We start from the raw sequence: 17530 nt of genomic DNA on the forward strand, positions 1-17530 counted from the left end.
AGCATCTCACTCAAATTAAGATGCTAAGTAAGAGTTGAATTAAAGGGAGTAGCGATGAAACAAAAGATACTTTTTATCGACAGAGATGGCACCATTATCGAAGAACCCATCACAGACAAACAGGTCGATAGCCTGAGCAAACTGGTATTTGAACCCCAGGTGATCCCAGCGCTGCTTAAGCTGCAGGCGGCCGGATATCGGCTAGTCATGGTGAGTAATCAGGATGGGCTGGGCACCCCCTCGTTTCCTAAAGAGGATTTCGACGCACCTCAGGATATGATGATGCAGATCCTCACAAGTCAAGGGATCGTTTTCGATGAGGTGCTTATCTGTCCTCATTTTGATGATGAAAACTGCAGCTGTCGCAAACCCAAACTCGGCCTGGTAAAGCCATACCTCACCGAAGGGCGCATCGATTTTACCCGCTCTGCCGTGATAGGCGACAGAGCGACCGATATGGGCTTGGCCGACGCCATGGGCATTTTGGGGCTGCAATATCACAGTGAAACCTTAAATTGGGATGCCATAGCAAAACAGTTACTCAGTAGTAACCGCATCGCAACTGTCATTCGCACTACAAAGGAAACCAATATTCGCGTCACTGTCGATCTCGACAGCCAGCAAAAGAGTCTGATCAAAACAGGCATAGGCTTTTTTGACCACATGCTGGATCAAATAGCGACCCACGGCGCCTTTAAGATGGACGTGAGTGTGGATGGCGATCTGGAGATAGACGATCATCACAGCGTCGAAGATACCGGTCTCGCCATAGGCGATGCCCTAAGAGAAGCCTTAGGTGACAAACGAGGCATTGCCCGCTTTGGTTTCAGCATTCCTATGGACGAGGCCAATGCCAGCTGCTTGCTCGACCTGTCCGGTCGCCCTTTTATCAAATTTGAAGGGCAATTTGAGCGGGAGATGGTGGGAGAAATGGCCACGGAAATGGTGCCACACTTCTTCCGCTCCTTCGCCGATGGACTGCGCTGCACCCTGCATATATCTACCACTGGCGACAACGACCATCACAAGGTAGAGAGCCTGTTTAAAGTGCTAGGCCGCACCTTGCGCCAAGCCATTAAAGTTGAGGGTGACACCCTGCCATCGAGTAAAGGTGTATTATGATCTCAGATAAAGACAGCACCATTATCATAGACACAGGCTGTGCCAATTTAAGCTCGGTACGCTATGCCTTTGAGCGCATCAATGCCGATGTGGAGATCAGCGATGATATAGATAAAATCCGCAACGCCACTCGAATCGTCTTACCCGGCGTCGGCAGCGCTCAGGCAGCGATGGCCTCACTTAGATCAAAAAATTTGATAGCAGTTATTCAGTCATTAACACAGCCTGTGCTTGGGGTCTGCCTGGGTATGCAGATGATGACTAACTCCTCAACCGAGAAAGGGATCAATGATGATGGGGATGCTTGTGCCTGTCTTGGCCTTATCGATACAGAAATTAGTGACTTAGACAGTAAGGGGCTGCCACTGCCCCACATGGGCTGGAACCAGATCTCACCCAGTGCTCATCCCCTGTTTAACGGGATAGCAGACGGCAGTTATGTCTATTTTGTTCACAGCTATCGCGCCCCCCTGAGTCAGTACACCATAGCCCAGAGCGAATATGGCGAACGTTTCAGTGCCGCTATCGCTAAGGATAATTTTATGGGCGTACAGTTTCACCCGGAAAAAAGTGCCGCTGTCGGGGCACAAATCCTCAAAAACTTCATGAAAATGACGTCTGATAACTTACCATCTAGATTAACTCCCTCGGAGGCTGAACTATGATCATTCCCGCTATCGATCTCATCGAGGGGCAAGTGGTGCGCCTCTATCAGGGGGATTACAATCAGCAAACCACCTTCGATTTAAGTCCGCTCGCTCAATTGCAATCCTATCAGGCACAAGGAGCCAGATGGTTGCATATCGTGGACTTAACCGGCGCCAAAGATCCCGCCAAACGTCAAACCGCCTTGATAGGTCAACTGGTCAATGGCCTCGATGCCAAGATACAGGTAGGCGGCGGTATTCGCAGCGAAGCCCAGGTCGCCGAACTGCTGGAAATTGGCGTTAAGCGCGTGGTGATCGGCTCACTTGCGGTTAAACAAACTGAGCTGGTACAGCGCTGGTTTGAAAAATATGGCAGCGAAGCCATCTGCCTGGCGCTGGATGTGAACATTAACGATCAGGGTGAGAAAATTGTCGCCGTATCGGGCTGGCAAACTGGTGGCGGTAAGACCTTAGAGTCTTTGGTCGAGTCTTTTAGCCCCTTTGGCCTTAAACATGCGCTGGTGACAGACATCAGTCGCGATGGCACATTACAAGGCAGTAATACCGAACTTTATCAAGAGATTGCCGCCCTGTATCCCGATATTCAATGGCAGGCTTCTGGTGGGATAGCAAGCTTAGACGATGTTGCGGCAGTGCGCGACAGCGGCGCCAGCGGCATCATCATAGGTAAAGCCCTACTAATTGAAAATTTCAGCGTCGAGGAGGCAATTGCATGCTGGCCAAACGAATAGTCCCCTGTCTTGATGTGCGCGAAGGTAAAGTCGTTAAAGGGGTGCAATTTCGTAACCATGAAATTGTCGGTGATATCGTCCCCCTTGCAGCGCGTTACGCCCTTGAGGGCGCCGATGAATTGGTTTTCTATGATATTACCGCCAGCGCCCACGACAGAGTCGTGGATAAAACCTGGGTCAGCCGAGTCGCCGAGCAGATAGATATCCCCTTTTGCGTCGCAGGCGGCATTAAAACCATCGAACAGGCGCGAGAAAAACTCGCCTTTGGCGCCGATAAAATATCCATTAACTCACCGGCGCTGAGCGATCCTAGTCTTATCGATCGCTTGCAGGATGAGTTTGGCCGCCAGTGCATCGTCATAGGCATCGACTCTTACTATGACACGCAGACTGACAGCTACAAAGTTAAGCAGTTTACCGGTGATGAAGCCGCCACAAAAGACACCCAATGGTATACCCAAGACTGGGTCGAAGAGGTACAAAAACGTGGCTGTGGCGAAATCGTGCTGAATGTGATGAACCAAGACGGCGTCAGGCAGGGCTATGATATCAAGCAGCTTGCTATGGTACGCGCCATCTGTGACGTTCCCTTAATCGCCTCTGGCGGTGCCGGCACCATGGCCCACTTTAAAGCCGTCTTTGTCGAGGCAGGAGTCGATGCCGCCCTCGCTGCCAGCGTATTTCATAAAGGAATCATCGACATTCAGCAGTTAAAAGCCTATCTGATTGACAACGGCATAACGATTCGAATTTAAGCTTGAAGGAACGCTTATGAAAAACATAGAAAAATTTGCCCAGCTCGATTGGGACAAACAGCAAGGCCTGCTACCTGCAGTGGTTCAAAATCATCTCACAGGCAAAGTATTAATGCTTGGCTACATGGATAAAGCGGCGCTAGAAAAAACCCTAAGCAGTCAAAAAGTCACTTTTTATAGCCGTAGTAAACAGCGGTTGTGGACCAAGGGCGAAACCTCTGGCCATACCCTAGATCTTATTTCTATCGATAGCGATTGTGATAACGACAGCCTATTGGTTCAGGCCATCCCCAATGGCCCCACTTGCCATTTACAGCGAGAAAGCTGCTGGCCCGATGGCGAGGCGCATCCCTTTATCGATAATCTGGCACAACTCATCGCTTCACGTAAAGGACAAGATGCCAAATCCAGTTACACTGCTTATCTGTTTGAACGAGGCACCAAACGCATCGCTCAGAAAGTCGGCGAAGAGGGTTTGGAAACCGCATTGGCAGCTGCAACCCATGATAAAGAGGAGCTGATCAATGAAGCCTCTGATCTGATGTATCACTTATTAGTATTACTCGAAGATCAGCAGCTAAGCCTGGCCGATATCAGCGCGAACTTGTTAAAGCGTCACAACGCTGCCGACAAATAAGCATTAATTGAGTGCCCCAAAATAATGGGGCCTTCTCGCCTGTTAATCCCCCCCCCTCTATTTCAGCCCGTATTTCAGGCAGTTTACTTTCAAAACCTCTTCATATCTCTTTCAATTAGCCGTTACACAAAGAGATACTTAACCGCGACTTGGCATAACACGCCCTCCCTCGGACTGCACCTCTTTATCTACACCACTATTGCAATATAACACCTTACCTAATAATATACATTTATATACAAATGAATGCGCGATGTAATAAAACCGACCAAATCAAACAAATCAATTACAAATTCGCCGATTAAGTGCCCGCAGATGTCAGCGTTCAAACAAAGAGGTATCCGGTTATGGTTAAGTGTTCTCGAAAGAGCCGATTAAACACAAGCGCATTAATTACCTGCAGTTTATTGCTATTATTTTCCTGCCAGCTCAAAGCCAATATCAGGATAAATCAGGCACAATTACTGATCACACCTTATCATCACACAACCCAGGATTATTTGACCACGGCTTATCAGTTGATAGCGACCACAACTAGCAGATTTTCGCAAACAAGCACACTTAACCACTTTGCCGCCGCACAGTTAAGCGTCAATGACATAAACCAATCTCAAATTTCTTCGGGCTCAACTTCACTCAACTCGTCTCCTCAGGAAATCATCAGGTCTCCAACATGGTTCAGTGACATCAAAGAAGATTTTCCGAGATTACTGCATTACTTCGTACCACTTATCACTATCATCCTCGTGTTACAGCTCCTCTATAGAAGAGCTATAGTCGTTTCTCAACACCGACTGGAACAAGAGGTAGCTCAACGCACTCAAGCATTAAAAATAGAAAACCTACGGCTTTACACTATGAGTCAAACAGACTCTCTAACCGGAATAAGGAACCGTCATTTTATTGAAGAGATAATCTCCCAGGATCTAAATCGGGTAGACCATATCTATGAAACTATACAGAAAAATGATCAACAACCAGATAAAGCCGATCTACTGGCTATTATCATAGATATCGATCACTTTAAGCAGATTAACGACACCTATGGTCATCTAGCAGGTGATCAAGTGTTAGCTCAGGTCGGTCATCGGCTAATGACTCTATTTCGTAACTATGATTACGTGGTTCGTTGGGGAGGTGAAGAGTTTCTAGTGGTTGCGCGATTTGTCGATCGCAAGCAACTAAATATACTCACTGAAAAAGTCCGTCATGCCATGGAGTCAATGGAAATCGATCTAAAACAACATGGTCAAATAAATATCACCGTCTCAATAGGTGCAGCCCCCTATCCTTTTTCAATAAGTCAACCAAGTATAATCAGCTGGGATCAGGTTATTTACCTTGCGGATATGGCGCTTTATCAGGCCAAGCACTCCTCACGTAATTCTTGGTTTAGCTACATGGGGAATGAAGCGTTAGTGATTCCTGAAAGTTTTCAACTAAATCATAAAAATGTTCATCAAATTGCTCAAATTTCATCAAAATCTACCTAAGTCGCAAGTTTAATTCCCCTTCAAGGCATGGATGCCTTAATTGCTCTAGATCGCCAAATTAAATGATTAACGCCCATAATCGACATCAGCCCTTCCCAGCTAAGTGCCACACCTAAAACAAGTTTTATATACAAAAACATACATTAGAATACAAAAATGATATATAATAACTTGCAATAAATATTTTACAGTTACGCAACATTTTGAGGGATATCGTGAAGCAAAGTAATTGGATATTGATTGTCGATGACGATGCCGATCTGGCTCATTTAGTCGCTGATTTTCTTGAGATGAACGGCTATAAAACTAAGATAGAACATAACGGTACCAAAGCCGTAGAGAGCATCATCATTGAGCAACCCATGTTAGTTATCTTGGATGTTATGCTTCCTGACATGGATGGCTTATCCATCTGCCGAGCAGTGCGTCATGGCCATCCCGGAATCGAAGGCAACTATAGCGGCCCTATATTGATGTTAACCGCACTCAATAATGATATAGACGAAGTCGCTGGCTTAGAAACCGGTGCCGACGATTATCTGGCTAAGCCCGTACGTTCACGGGTATTGTTAGCCAGAGTCAGAGCTTTGTTAAGACGTAAAACTGAATCCCAAACCGAAGATAAATTAAGTAAGACTAACAGTAAAGACGATAGTGCAATCGAATTTGATGGACTCAGTATTGATAAAAAATATCAACGTATACAACAACATGGGCAAGATATTGAATTGACCACTGCTGAATTTGAGCTACTTTGGTTACTGGCAAGCAAGCCAGGAGAGATATGCGACAGAGATTCTATTTCCGATTATTTTAACAACCTTGGTTACGAGAGCTCTCATCGAACCATAGACCTACGAGTTTCTCGCATTCGCCGAAAGCTCGGCGATGATCCCAATCACGCAACACGTATCAAAACCATTCACGGTAAAGGTTACCTGTTTGTCGGAGATTAATCTCAAATGCGAATAAAGCTTATTGCCCTATTAATACTCACTATACTGATCAGCTTCACTCTAGTCGGGATCACAGCACGTATTGATCCTCCAGAGGCAAAGACTGACATCGTCCAACAAGAAGCACAACTATCGAGTATCCCACAAGCGCAACAAGCAGAGGTGCTCACAGCGCTGGTCAAACACTATCGCGACAACGATCCCCTCAAGAGTCTGGCCTATGGAGAACAAGCTCTTAGCCTGTTCTCTCGTTGGCCAGATGATAGCCGTCAGGTTATTGTTCTTAATAATATGGCCTGGATTTATGTCTCTCTCAGTCAATATGAGAAGGCCCAGCAGTATACCAATCAGGCTAAACAGCTCTCCACAATGATTGATGATCTTCGTGGACAGCTGACAGCCCATACGATGCAAGGCATCATTTATTGGCGTAAAGCGGATTATCAAACGGCTCTGAAGACCTTCCAGCAGGCACAGGAGATTGCTAAACAGGAGCAAGATCTCAGAGGTATCGCCAGTACCACAAACTATATTGCAATTATCTATCAAACCATTGGTCAACCAGAGAAAGCATTAAACTATTTCACCCAAGCCTTCAACATACAGAAGCAATTGGGTGATGAGAAAGGCATCGCTGTTTCACTCAATAACATCGCCAACATGTATGGTACTAGCGGTAACTACAGCTTGGCACTGGACTACCAACTGCAATCAAGAAAGATTCGTGAAGAGCTCAATGATCTCCCGGGTTTGGCACAAATCTTGGGTAATATCGGACTGACTTATTTCTATCTAAAAGACAGTGAACAGGCAATTTCTCACCTACAACGCTCCTTGGGTTACTATGAATCATTAAAGGACAAACAAGGCATTGCCGAGATCCACGGTAACCTCGGCATGGTACACCTACACAAACATCAACTTGAATCAGCATTACTGCAATATCAACAGGCATTATCGCTAGCACAGACCATCCCGGATACGGCGTTAGAGGCGAGAATCCATATGGACTTAGCTAATGCTTATATCGAACTCAACAATCCTGAGCAGGCCTACGAGCAGATCACCACGGGGCTTAGTCAGGCCAACAGTCTGGGGATTGTCTCACTCAATCCATACGGCTTGTTAACCCTAGCCAAAGTTGAGAAATTACGTGGCAACAATGAACAGGCCCTCTCTCTAAGCGCCACAGCGTTAAACAGCGCCCAACAACTGCAAGATAAACTCATGGTTCGGGACGCCCACGAATTTCGCTATTTACTCTACAAAAACTTAGGCCAATCGGAGGCTGCACTGGAAAGTCACGAAGCGTTGAAGCAAGTGAACGATGAGATGTTTAATTCAGAGAGCGATCAACGATTGGCCTTTCTCCTCAGCCATTTTGAAGCCGAGCAGCAAGAACAACAGATTAAATTGCTGCAAGCCGATCAGCAACTGCAGAAAACTCAGCTGGCACAGCACAGCTTGCAGCGCAATGTTTGGATTGCAGGCCTGAGCGTATTGTTCATCATTATTCTGCTACTGGTAAATCGTCGTCATCAGCGCAAGATCAATGTCTCACTCAATCAGAATATCCAATCTCAACGTGAGTTAATACAAGCGGTTGCTCATGAATTTCGCTCGCCCCTCGCCAGGGTTCAGCTGGCATTTGACATGATTGAAGAACAATTTGAGCCAAGTAAACCGACTCGCCTGATCAACACTATCAATAACGGCCTTAGCGAACTGGAAAAACTAATCAAAGAAGCGCTCGATTTTATTCAACTCGAAAATCAATCCCATCCATTGCAACTCTCACAGGTCAACCTTAATAAATTACTCAGTGAGTTAATTGATGCCAATACCGTTCTCTATCCCGATAAAACATTTAAACTGGAGGTTAACCAAAGCCAAACTATTTTAATTGAGGCCGATAGTAATCAAATAGCACGGGCATGTTCTAACATCATACGAAATGCGGCTCGCTTTGCCCGCTCACAAGTGCTCATCACACTCAAGCAAGAAAAATCAACCATCAAGATTATTATCGAAGATGATGGCCCAGGGATCCCTGACGAGCAGAGAGAAAGGGTCTTCGAACCTTTTATCAGACTCGATCAAAGTCGATGTCGTGACTCTGGAGGTATAGGTTTAGGCCTCGCCCTCGCGAAAAAAATATGCCAAGCCCATAGCGGTAGTCTCACAATCTCCTCCTCCGATTTGGGAGGAGCTAAATTATCACTCTCCTGTCCTTTACAAAAAAAGTTTTTGAAAGAAAACAATAAAGTATAGCCAACATTCCCATCTAATGACGGTAACGCCATTTATCCGTTAAATTGCGTTACTTTTTCCTGTAATCCCACCTTCAGCCAATAAATGTTTTCTAATTGTTAAATAAATTTGATCAAATAAATATTTTTGTATATAAATGTATACTTTCGTAGCTGAATATCCCTAGCAAGTCATCCCCGTTAGCTAGGTTATGCGGTTATGAACTTAACCCAACCATAGAACATTAAACAGCAACAGGACATGTACACCAGCCAATGTGTATCGCGTAAAGAAAATGAACCTTCACCGATACCACTTGCTGCACCTCTAAAGCTTATGGAGAATATGCTATGAAAATCAGTAAATTAGCAGGTTTGATATCTTTTATCACCTTCAGTTTTGCAACCTCGAGTCAAGCAGCTGATAACCGCTATGTTATCCAAGTAGATAACCAACATAAGGGCATTATAAAAGCCTTGGCAATCAAATCAGGCGCAACAATCAACCTTGATGGAGAGGGCTTCTTCGCCGCAAGCTTTAACGACCAAGACCTAATACAAGTCAAAGGCCTGCTAAATAATCCTCATGTACAACTGATCGAAGAAGATCAACGCCGCGAACTACAATCTTTGTATCAAGACGGTGTAGGGGATCCTACATTGACACAGCTGACCCCATATGCGGTATATCAGTCCCAAGCCGATCAAGTCAGTTTTGTACCTGGTGCCGGCATCAAAGTATGTGTAATAGACTCCGGACTCGACAGATCTAATCCCGACTTTAACTGGGGAGCGATCAGCGGTGACAACGACTCTGGCACCGGTGATTGGGATATTAACGGTGGTCCTCATGGAACTCATGTTGCCGGAACGATAGGAGCAATGGATAATGGCTTCGGTGTCGTCGGTATGGCTCCTGGGGTAGAGATGCACATCATAAAGGTGTTTACCGCCAGTGGATGGGCCTACTCTTCTGATCTGGCTCACGCTACTAACCTTTGTAGTCAAGCCGGAGCTAACATCATTAGTATGAGCTTAGGCGGTGGTGGTGCTAACAGCGTCGAGTCCAATGCATTTGAGGCCTTTAGTCAGGCAGGCGGACTAGTCGTTGCCGCTGCAGGTAACGACGGTAACAATACACGCTCATATCCAGCAGGGTATCCTGCCGTCATGATGGTTGGTGCCAACGATGCAGATAACAATATTGCCAATTTCTCACAATTTCCAAGTTGCAGCAGCGGCCGTGGTAAACGTGCGACAATGGATGAAAACACCTGTGTAGAAGTGACTGCCGGTGGCGTACAAACATTGTCAACCTATCCTGCACAAATGGCCACCCTCGCCTCAATCTCTGCTGACAATGTCTACTATGAAGCATCTGCAATGGAGAATATCGGTACCGCTGACGGAAATACCTATTTCATGGGCACCGCAGAAACCATAGATAGTGGCGCTATAGGTAAAGTTTGCGTTATCGATCGCGGCAATATCTCATTCCACGACAAGGTGGCAAACTGCGAGGCTTCAGGTGGTGTCGGTGCCATTATCATCAATAATGTCGATGGAATGTTATATGGCACCCTAGGTGAAACCAATAGCACACATATTCCTGCTATCGGTGCAAGTTTAGCTGACCGTACTGCTATTATCGCGGCGGTTCAGGCATCAATATCTATCTCAAGTGGTGATTATGGCTATATGAGTGGGACTTCTATGGCAACCCCTGCCGTATCAGGTATTGCTGCTTTGATTTGGTCAAACTTCCCTCAGTGTAGCGGTAGCGAGATCCGCCAAGCATTAAAAGCAACGGCTGAAGATCAAGGTATTCAGGGACACGATGAGTATTTTGGCTACGGTATTGTCAAGGCTAAGGCGGCATATGACTACTTACAAAACCACGGTTGTGACGGCCAAGATAGCCTACCAGATACCCTTAGCTTAACGGCAGAATATGAATTTGCTCGTGGAAAGCATAGAGTTAACCTGACGGCTATTTCGCCATCAAACTCAAAGATAGATCTTTATCGAAACGAGCAAATCATTGCTACTGTATCAGCAAACAGTATCTATACCGACAGCTTTAGTCGCAAGGAAAGCGGTAGTTTCAACTACAAAGCTTGTGAGGAAAATACTCAGCACTGTACAGAAAATCAAAGCGTTAGCTTCTAAGTTCAGCACATTTCCCCTATGAGCAGAGATCACTCAGATCTCTGCTTTACTCCCCAATAAGAACTTCACCAGCGATTTAAGCTATAGATTGTCCAACAATTAAATAAATTCACGTAAATTCAAACTATTACACATCATTCATTCTATAACCTCATTTGATTTGTATACAAAAATACACATTTAATACAGTTTTGTGACATTTTTGATAAACAAATGTTGATCAAAACCAAGCTAAGGTATATAAATGTATACATACCGCATACATTTGTATGTGCTATAGCCCGATTGAAGACCTCATAAAGTTACTGAGTGCGACAACACTAAGTACTTACAAATTTAATACAATAGGAGATCAGATGATGAAAACGCCCAAGAAATCATCTTCCAAACTAATCAATACCCTAGTAGGTACCACTCTATTAGCAGGTATCAGCCCAGTAGCTTTAGCTGTAGCGCAAGCTCCGCTAAAAGCAGCGCCTCAGTACGATCAACAATCAGTTATCGTAAAATTCAAACAAAAAGTAGATAAAAAAGATCGTAAAGAGCTTACTCGCAACCTAGGTGTATCTTTCAAAGATAAAAACAACGATGGTGTTGATGACCGCGTACGTAACATTGCTAACGGTCGTCTTGCGGTACTAAACCTAGGTCAAGGCCGTAAAGTAGAAGCGGTATTGGCTGGCCTTAAAAACCACCCACTTGTAGAGTACGCAGAGCCTAACTTCATCGTTAAGCACCAAGCAATTCCAAATGATCCTGGCTATGTAAACCTTTACGGCATGCAAAAAATCTCTGCCGAAGCGGCATGGGATTACACTATCGGTGATGCATCTGTACTTGTTGGTGTTATTGATACAGGTTTCGACTTCCAACATCCTGACCTTGTAAATAACATCTGGCGCAACCCGAACGAAATCCCTGGAAACGGTATCGATGACGACGGTAACGGTTATATCGATGACATCCACGGTATCTCTGCCATCCTAGACAATGGTAACCCTCAAGATACAGACCTACACGGTACTCACGTAGCAGGTACTATCGGTGCTGAAGGTAACAATAACTTAGGTGTTGCTGGTGTAAGCTGGCGTACCAAAATGGTAGGTTGTAGCTTCCTTGGTTCACAAGGCGGTACCCTAGCCGATGGCGTTCAGTGTATCGACTATATGATCGGTCTAAAAAATGCTGGTAACAACATCCGCGTTCTTAACAACAGCTGGGGTGGCGGTGGTTTCGCTCAATCTCTTAAAGATGCAATCACAGCAGCAAACAATGCCGACATCCTCTTCGTAGCGGCAGCAGGTAACGATGCTTCAGATATCGATGCCGGTGGTTTCTACCCTGCAGGTTACGATGTACCAAACGTATTGGCGGTTGCCTCTACTGACAGTCAAGACAACCTTTCTGGTTTCTCAAACTTCGGTGACGAGCTGGTACACATCGCAGCTCCTGGTTCATTCATTGTATCTACCGTACCTGGTGGCGAGTATGACACCCTAAGCGGTACTTCAATGGCCACACCTCACGTAGCCGGTGCTGCAGCGCTTCTATTATCTGGTAACCCTAACCTGACAACTGCGCAGCTTAAAGACATCCTAATGAACACGGGTGATACCGTAGAAGCGTTACAAGGTAAAACCATCAACGGCAAGCGCATGAACGTGTTTAATGCCCTTGCAGATTCAGGCGGTACAGGTCCTTCATTCTTTATGAGTGCAACGCCTGTAGCTGCAACGGTTAACCAAGGCGAAGGCCAAGAGTACGTTATCGACCTAACTGCAGCCGGTGGTTTCGATGGCGATGCAGAGCTTAGCCTATCAACTGTTCCAGCTCTAGATGCAGAAGTAGTATTTAGTCAAAACCCAGTTGTTGCCGATACGTCTACAACTATGACTATCAACACCACCACTGCGACCAACCCTGGTACTTACCAGATGACGGTAACTGCGGTAGACGGTGACATCACTAAGACATTACCTCTAACACTACGTGTATGGCCTGAAGGCAGCATCACAACCAGCTTCAGCAACAACGAAGCAGTGTTGATTGAAGACGATACGCCTGAGTCACCAGCTGAGAGCGTAATCAATGTACCTCATGAGATGATCATCACTCAGGTTGAAGGTTATGTTGATATCACGCACGACGCTATCCAAGACCTGGTTATCAAACTAGTTGCACCTAACGGTAAAGAGTCTGTACTTCGTCGCTTCGAAGGCCAAGGCACTAACCGTCTTGAGATGAACTTTGTAAACTACGACCACGAGCTTGATAACGCTCTAGGTAACTGGACGCTACGAGTAGAAGACCACGAAAACAACAATGCCGGTATCCTAAACAACTGGACACTGAAGCTAAGCGGCGCGCCACTAGGTGCTACTGACTTCGCTCCTAACGTTGCTATTGCTGCACCTTTCAACAACAGTGCCTTCCTAGCGGGCGAAGCAGTAAGCTTCACAGCCAGCGCTGGCGACACTGAAGACGGTGACCTGACTGCAAGCGTAGTTTGGACATCAAACGTTGATGGTGTAATCGGTAACGGTGCAACCTTCACTAAATCTGACCTATCTGTAGGCGATCACCTAGTAACGGCTGCTGTTACCGACTCTGCTGGTCAAACAACGAACCAAACTGTTGAGTTCTCTGTAGCGAACGCTAACACTACGGTAAGTGGTTCTAACAACACAGCCATTGCACTTCCTGAGTTTGGCGGCCGTGTGTTCACAGAAATCGACCTACCTACCGGTGTTGCTATCGATGCAATGGAAGTAAGTGTTGATATTTCAGCTAACTATGCTCAACACCTGAACGTATGGTTACAGTCTCCATCTGGTACTTTGGTTAAGCTAGTAACTTGGCGTGATTTCTGGAATAAAGACCTAGTTCATACCTTTACTCCAGTAGAATACGCAGGTGAGTCAAGCAAGGGTAAATGGCGCCTATACGCTGAAGATACGTCAAGCTATGAAATGCTTGGTGTGTTAAACAGCTGGAGCATCTCAGTATCTAATGGTGACGCCGTTGTTGAACCACCGGCTGAGAACACTAAGCCTGTAGTGACTATTACTGCGCCTACTGGTGGTACTTCATTCACAGTTGGTGACAGCGTAACCTTCAAAGCAACGGCTATCGACGCCGAAGAAGGTAACATCAGTGACCGTCTTGATTGGTACTCAAACTTCAACGGTAAAATTGGTTCTGGCGGTCTATTCAGCACTAGCTCACTAAGCGTTGGCGACCACATAGTTACAGCGGTAGCCTGGGACTCTGATGACGCATTCGACTCTAAGCAAGTAACGCTAAAAGTTGTAGATGCACCAGCTAACGTGGCGCCAGTAGCTGACTTCAGCTTCGCAGCTACTGACCTTAGCGTACAGTTCTCTGACCTATCTGGTGATACCGACGGTGCGGTAAGCACATGGTCTTGGGACTTCGGTGACGGCGCGAGCTCAACGCTAGCTAACCCTTCACACAGCTACGCAGCTGCGGGTACTTACACTGTAACCCTAACTGTAAGCGATGATGACGGTGCCGAGCACTCAATCACTAAAGAAGTGACTGTAACTGAGCCATCTATCGTACTAGAAGGCAGCGCAGAAACCTCAGGTGACCGTGTAGTAGCCAGCTTGTCTTGGACTTCGAAGAATAAAGTAAACTTCGATGTATACCGCGACGGTGCCCTAGTAAGCTCTGGTGTAAGAAAAACAAGCTACACAGACCGCTTTAGCTCAACCGCGACTAGCTTCACTTACCAAGTTTGTGAAACTGGCACAAGCACCTGTTCTTCAGAGGAAACCATTGTGGCTACTCATAAGAGCAAAGGTAAGAAAAACTAAAACCAACATGGAGGGTCCTGTAAAGGACCCTCTTTTTCTATTTTATCAACATGGGTTTCCGCTTTAACCCATACAGCGAATAACTGAGGCATAAAAGAAGTGAAAATATCCACCCTTTCACTGTTTATTCTCTTCACACTCTCCCCCGAGTGCATGGGGGCTAGCAAGTTTCACATCGATCAGATGAGATTTAACGATCCACTTTTCGATATACTTGAACCCGACATTATCACCATTGAACATGTTTATTCTCGATACAATACCGTCTTTCCCTTGGATGAGATCAAACACGGCCTGATTGACGCTAATAGCGACAACAAGAATGACAAAAAGGGTAATTCATCAGTCAACCCAACGGCAGACCTTGAATACACATCTGTAACAAACCCAAAAAAGATGGAAAAGGTATTAACCTCTGGTTTCACACTCTCAGTTGCCGAAGATAACCTGAGTAAGTCCGTCGGCGAAACCGCTACCTATCACTTCTCGATACAGGGTAACAATCATTGGCAGGGCAGCATCTGCTTAAGCCTCGCATCCTCCCTGCCCGGAGCCAAACTGTCTAAACAAAGGATCCGCCCTGGTGAAACTTTTAGCCTTTCAGTACCATCGAGTATTAATTCTCGCTGGGGAGACTATATGTTTACCATTACTGCAGCGGCCGATAACGACCATTGGGTTAAACAGCAAAGGGTTAATCTTCGACTATTGCCTAGCGACATGCGTCAAATTGAACAAAGTAATCTCACCGAGCTCTCCATTACCGACAATACTCCTGAAGGCATAATGAGTGGCATCATGATAGAAGATGCCATTACCGCTTTTGACGTACGCATATTAGTCAAAATATCACACCCATTACAAAGAGAGCTCTCCATGACCCTAACCTCCCCCATGGGCACCATCTACAAGCTTGAAAATCAAAGTAATGTCACCAAAGACAATCGAGTGCAAGAATATCAAACCGATCATTTCAATAATGAACCGATCAATGGAAACTGGGTACTTAAGGTCTCTGATCTCGCTGCTGGCGACAGGGGATCGCTACTCGGTTGGCAGCTATTCATCTCTGGCTATATAGCAATGTAATCGAAAACGACTCCTGCACCTGACTCTAAACAGTAATAAGCGAAAAAAACCATACTCCCAATGGCAAGTCTCTTCGCCTAATCATCGTACCATTGATTATTGTCATAACCCTCTTTTCATTAAAACTTAAATACAAAAACAAAAAGTGCGCCTTGCTAAATTCAGCAGGCGCACTTTTTTATCGGCTATTGTCGAATTTGACTTTTATAAACGAGCGTGAGTCTATTGACGAGTAAAGGTTAGTACTTCTGGTTCAGTTGCACCATCTTCATACACACTAAAAATTAACTTGTTACCATCAACTTCAGCATATAGTTTATCTTCTTCAGAACCAGCAACAAAATCCGTCAGCCCAGTATCGCCATTTTTATCAGCAAACTGCGTAGCAGTTAAACGACCCGTTTCAGCATCAAGTTCATAATGTCCCCACTCCATCCCTGAGACCTCATCACCATCATCGAAGTCCACTTCACCGTGGATATAGGTGCCATCATTAAAGAAGATAAGGGTTAGGAAGTTATTTTCGTCTTCACCGCCATTGAAATCCTGAATTGTCCAAGCGCCAACGATGCCATCACTTGGAAAGCGGGTGAAACTTACAGTGCCATCCTCTTCACCATTAACATCACCGTCACCATCGGCATCAACGTAAAGCATTAACTCGCCATCAACCACTTCACCAAACAGTTGCGGCACAGGTGAATCTTCTGACATAAAATCGGTAAAGCCGCGATCATCGTTTCCATCAAATTTAGAAACAGGCATAATACGGCCGGTTTCACTATCACGAGTATAAGTACCATACTCCATACCGGCATACTCTTCATCACCGGGCTGCGCTTCAACATCACCTTCAAACTGGCCATAAGTACCATCTTTGTAGAAGATGATAGTGAGCATATCATTTACATGCTCGCCCGTATCTACTTCTTTCTGCGTCCAAGCGCCTACCACACCCACTTGAATTCCGTTATCTGAAATAGAACCAGCTAAATGTTCAAGGGCATCACCTTTTGAAATCAGTTCAGTAACAGGTGTATCTTGACCACCATTTTCAATCACAGTTTTTACTGCATCTGAAGCGGCAAATTCATCAGGGGGAACATCAAAATCGACTGGCTCAGCGGCACTTGCCGCAGTTTCAGTGATAGTGATGCCATTTTCTGGGTCGCCGTCTTGGTCGAGGGTTTGCAGCAATCTGACCATATTAACCACTTTCTGATCGGTAACATCATCAGTACCCGCAATATCGAGTGGTGTCACTACACCCGTTGCGGCAGTCGCAGGGAAAACAAGATCGCCGATAAAGAAGGTAACACTATCGCCTTCGACATATTCATATTCACCGTTTTCGTTAGTCACTCCCTCTTCACGCACTTCGCCTTCAGGCGTTTCAGTACGGTAACCAATACCCGCAACAGCACTGTCAATAAATACGCCCGTTTCAACAGAGACTTCAGCTGGAGGAGTAACGACGACAGGAGTCTGGACGTCATCCTCATCCTTATCATCACTTCCACCACATCCCACCAAAGATGCAGAAACCAGCAGCGCAATCAGTTTTTTATTCATTACCTTATTGTACATAGTCACTTCCTTTTATTTCGGCCTAAAACAGGCCTGTTAAAAATTTGTTAACGTCCATTTCACAAAACCAAGGTAAAATAGTAACAGCTAAATTGCAAGTTGCTAAATTCCACTAGATTGTTCATTTTATACAATAGAGAAATACATAAGATTAAAAAGTTATATACCCATCAACATTTTGTTATAAAAAACAGACAATTTTCACACCGGAAAAAGCTGTTGTCGACTGTGAGTTCTG

The 17530-nt window shown here is 45.4% G+C and carries 12 protein-coding genes; 11 read left to right on the forward strand and 1 reads right to left on the reverse strand.

All coding sequences use genetic code 11. The annotated features are described in order from the left end of the window. Positions 1 to 54 precede the first annotated feature (54 nt). From hisB to LZP69_RS16675, 11 genes are all read left to right on the forward strand, one after another. Positions 55 to 1122: a bifunctional histidinol-phosphatase/imidazoleglycerol-phosphate dehydratase HisB gene (gene hisB, locus LZP69_RS05325; protein ID WP_234199150.1), complete on the forward strand. Its 1068-nt coding sequence runs from the start codon at positions 55 to 57 to the stop codon at positions 1120 to 1122. Next, complete coding sequence (hisH, locus tag LZP69_RS05330; protein ID WP_234199151.1) at positions 1119 to 1787, forward strand: imidazole glycerol phosphate synthase subunit HisH; 669 nt, start codon at positions 1119 to 1121, stop codon at positions 1785 to 1787. The genes hisB and hisH overlap by 4 nt, the downstream gene beginning before the upstream one ends. Beyond that, the gene (hisA, locus tag LZP69_RS05335) at positions 1784 to 2521 is read left to right on the forward strand and encodes a 1-(5-phosphoribosyl)-5-[(5-phosphoribosylamino)methylideneamino]imidazole-4-carboxamide isomerase (RefSeq protein WP_234199152.1); all 738 of its coding nucleotides are present in this window, start codon (positions 1784 to 1786) and stop codon (positions 2519 to 2521) included. Before hisH ends, hisA begins: the two co-directional genes overlap by 4 nt. Next, entirely contained in the window at positions 2503 to 3276 is a 774-nt protein-coding gene (gene hisF, locus LZP69_RS05340) for an imidazole glycerol phosphate synthase subunit HisF (protein ID WP_234199153.1), read from the forward strand. Before hisA ends, hisF begins: the two co-directional genes overlap by 19 nt. A 16-nt stretch (positions 3277 to 3292) precedes the next feature. Next, positions 3293 to 3913 carry a bifunctional phosphoribosyl-AMP cyclohydrolase/phosphoribosyl-ATP diphosphatase HisIE gene (gene hisIE / locus LZP69_RS05345; protein ID WP_234199154.1) on the forward strand — a complete coding sequence of 207 codons (621 nt, stop codon included), beginning with the start codon at positions 3293 to 3295 and terminating at the stop codon, positions 3911 to 3913. A gap of 407 nt (positions 3914 to 4320) precedes the next feature. Then, entirely contained in the window at positions 4321 to 5406 is a 1086-nt protein-coding gene (locus LZP69_RS05350) for a GGDEF domain-containing protein (RefSeq protein ID WP_234199155.1), read from the forward strand. A 215-nt stretch (positions 5407 to 5621) separates the two neighbouring features. Next, positions 5622 to 6362: a response regulator gene (locus LZP69_RS05355; protein WP_234199156.1), complete on the forward strand. Its 741-nt coding sequence runs from the start codon at positions 5622 to 5624 to the stop codon at positions 6360 to 6362. 6 nt (positions 6363 to 6368) lie between these two features. After that, positions 6369 to 8633: a tetratricopeptide repeat protein gene (locus tag LZP69_RS05360; protein ID WP_234199157.1), complete on the forward strand. Its 2265-nt coding sequence runs from the start codon at positions 6369 to 6371 to the stop codon at positions 8631 to 8633. 329 nt (positions 8634 to 8962) lie between these two features. Beyond that, positions 8963 to 10780 (forward strand): S8 family serine peptidase, encoded by a 1818-nt coding sequence (locus LZP69_RS05365; RefSeq protein WP_234199158.1) that lies wholly within the window; start codon positions 8963 to 8965, stop codon positions 10778 to 10780. A gap of 356 nt (positions 10781 to 11136) precedes the next feature. Beyond that, a complete protein-coding gene (locus LZP69_RS05370) occupies positions 11137 to 14616 on the forward strand; it encodes a S8 family serine peptidase (RefSeq protein WP_234199159.1) in 3480 nt (1159 codons plus the stop codon). Positions 14617 to 14715: 99 nt separating this feature from the next. Further along, complete coding sequence (locus LZP69_RS16675; RefSeq protein ID WP_234199160.1) at positions 14716 to 15705, forward strand: proprotein convertase P-domain-containing protein; 990 nt, start codon at positions 14716 to 14718, stop codon at positions 15703 to 15705. 222 nt (positions 15706 to 15927) lie between these two features. Here the strand turns inward: LZP69_RS16675 and LZP69_RS05380 are convergent, their stop codons facing one another. After that, entirely contained in the window at positions 15928 to 17292 is a 1365-nt protein-coding gene (locus LZP69_RS05380; protein ID WP_234199161.1) for a hypothetical protein, read from the reverse strand. Between the last annotated feature and the right edge of the window lie 238 nt (positions 17293 to 17530).

This window comes from Shewanella sp. AS1 (assembly GCF_021412565.1).
Lineage (GTDB): Bacteria > Pseudomonadota > Gammaproteobacteria > Enterobacterales > Shewanellaceae > Shewanella.

What these genes read in the sequence shown, in the direction of transcription:
- hisB (WP_234199150.1), top strand. Translation starts at nt 55, where the DNA reads ATGAAACAAAAGATACTTTTTATCGACAGAGATGGCACCATTATCGAA.
- hisH (WP_234199151.1), top strand. Translation starts at nt 1,119, where the DNA reads ATGATCTCAGATAAAGACAGCACCATTATCATAGACACAGGCTGTGCC.
- hisA (WP_234199152.1), top strand. Translation starts at nt 1,784, where the DNA reads ATGATCATTCCCGCTATCGATCTCATCGAGGGGCAAGTGGTGCGCCTC.
- hisF (WP_234199153.1), top strand. Translation starts at nt 2,503, where the DNA reads ATGCTGGCCAAACGAATAGTCCCCTGTCTTGATGTGCGCGAAGGTAAA.
- hisIE (WP_234199154.1), top strand. Translation starts at nt 3,293, where the DNA reads ATGAAAAACATAGAAAAATTTGCCCAGCTCGATTGGGACAAACAGCAA.
- LZP69_RS05360 (WP_234199157.1), top strand. Translation starts at nt 6,369, where the DNA reads ATGCGAATAAAGCTTATTGCCCTATTAATACTCACTATACTGATCAGC.
- LZP69_RS05365 (WP_234199158.1), top strand. Translation starts at nt 8,963, where the DNA reads ATGAAAATCAGTAAATTAGCAGGTTTGATATCTTTTATCACCTTCAGT.
- LZP69_RS05370 (WP_234199159.1), top strand. Translation starts at nt 11,137, where the DNA reads ATGATGAAAACGCCCAAGAAATCATCTTCCAAACTAATCAATACCCTA.
- LZP69_RS05380 (WP_234199161.1), bottom strand. Translation starts at nt 17,292, where the DNA reads ATGTACAATAAGGTAATGAATAAAAAACTGATTGCGCTGCTGGTTTCT.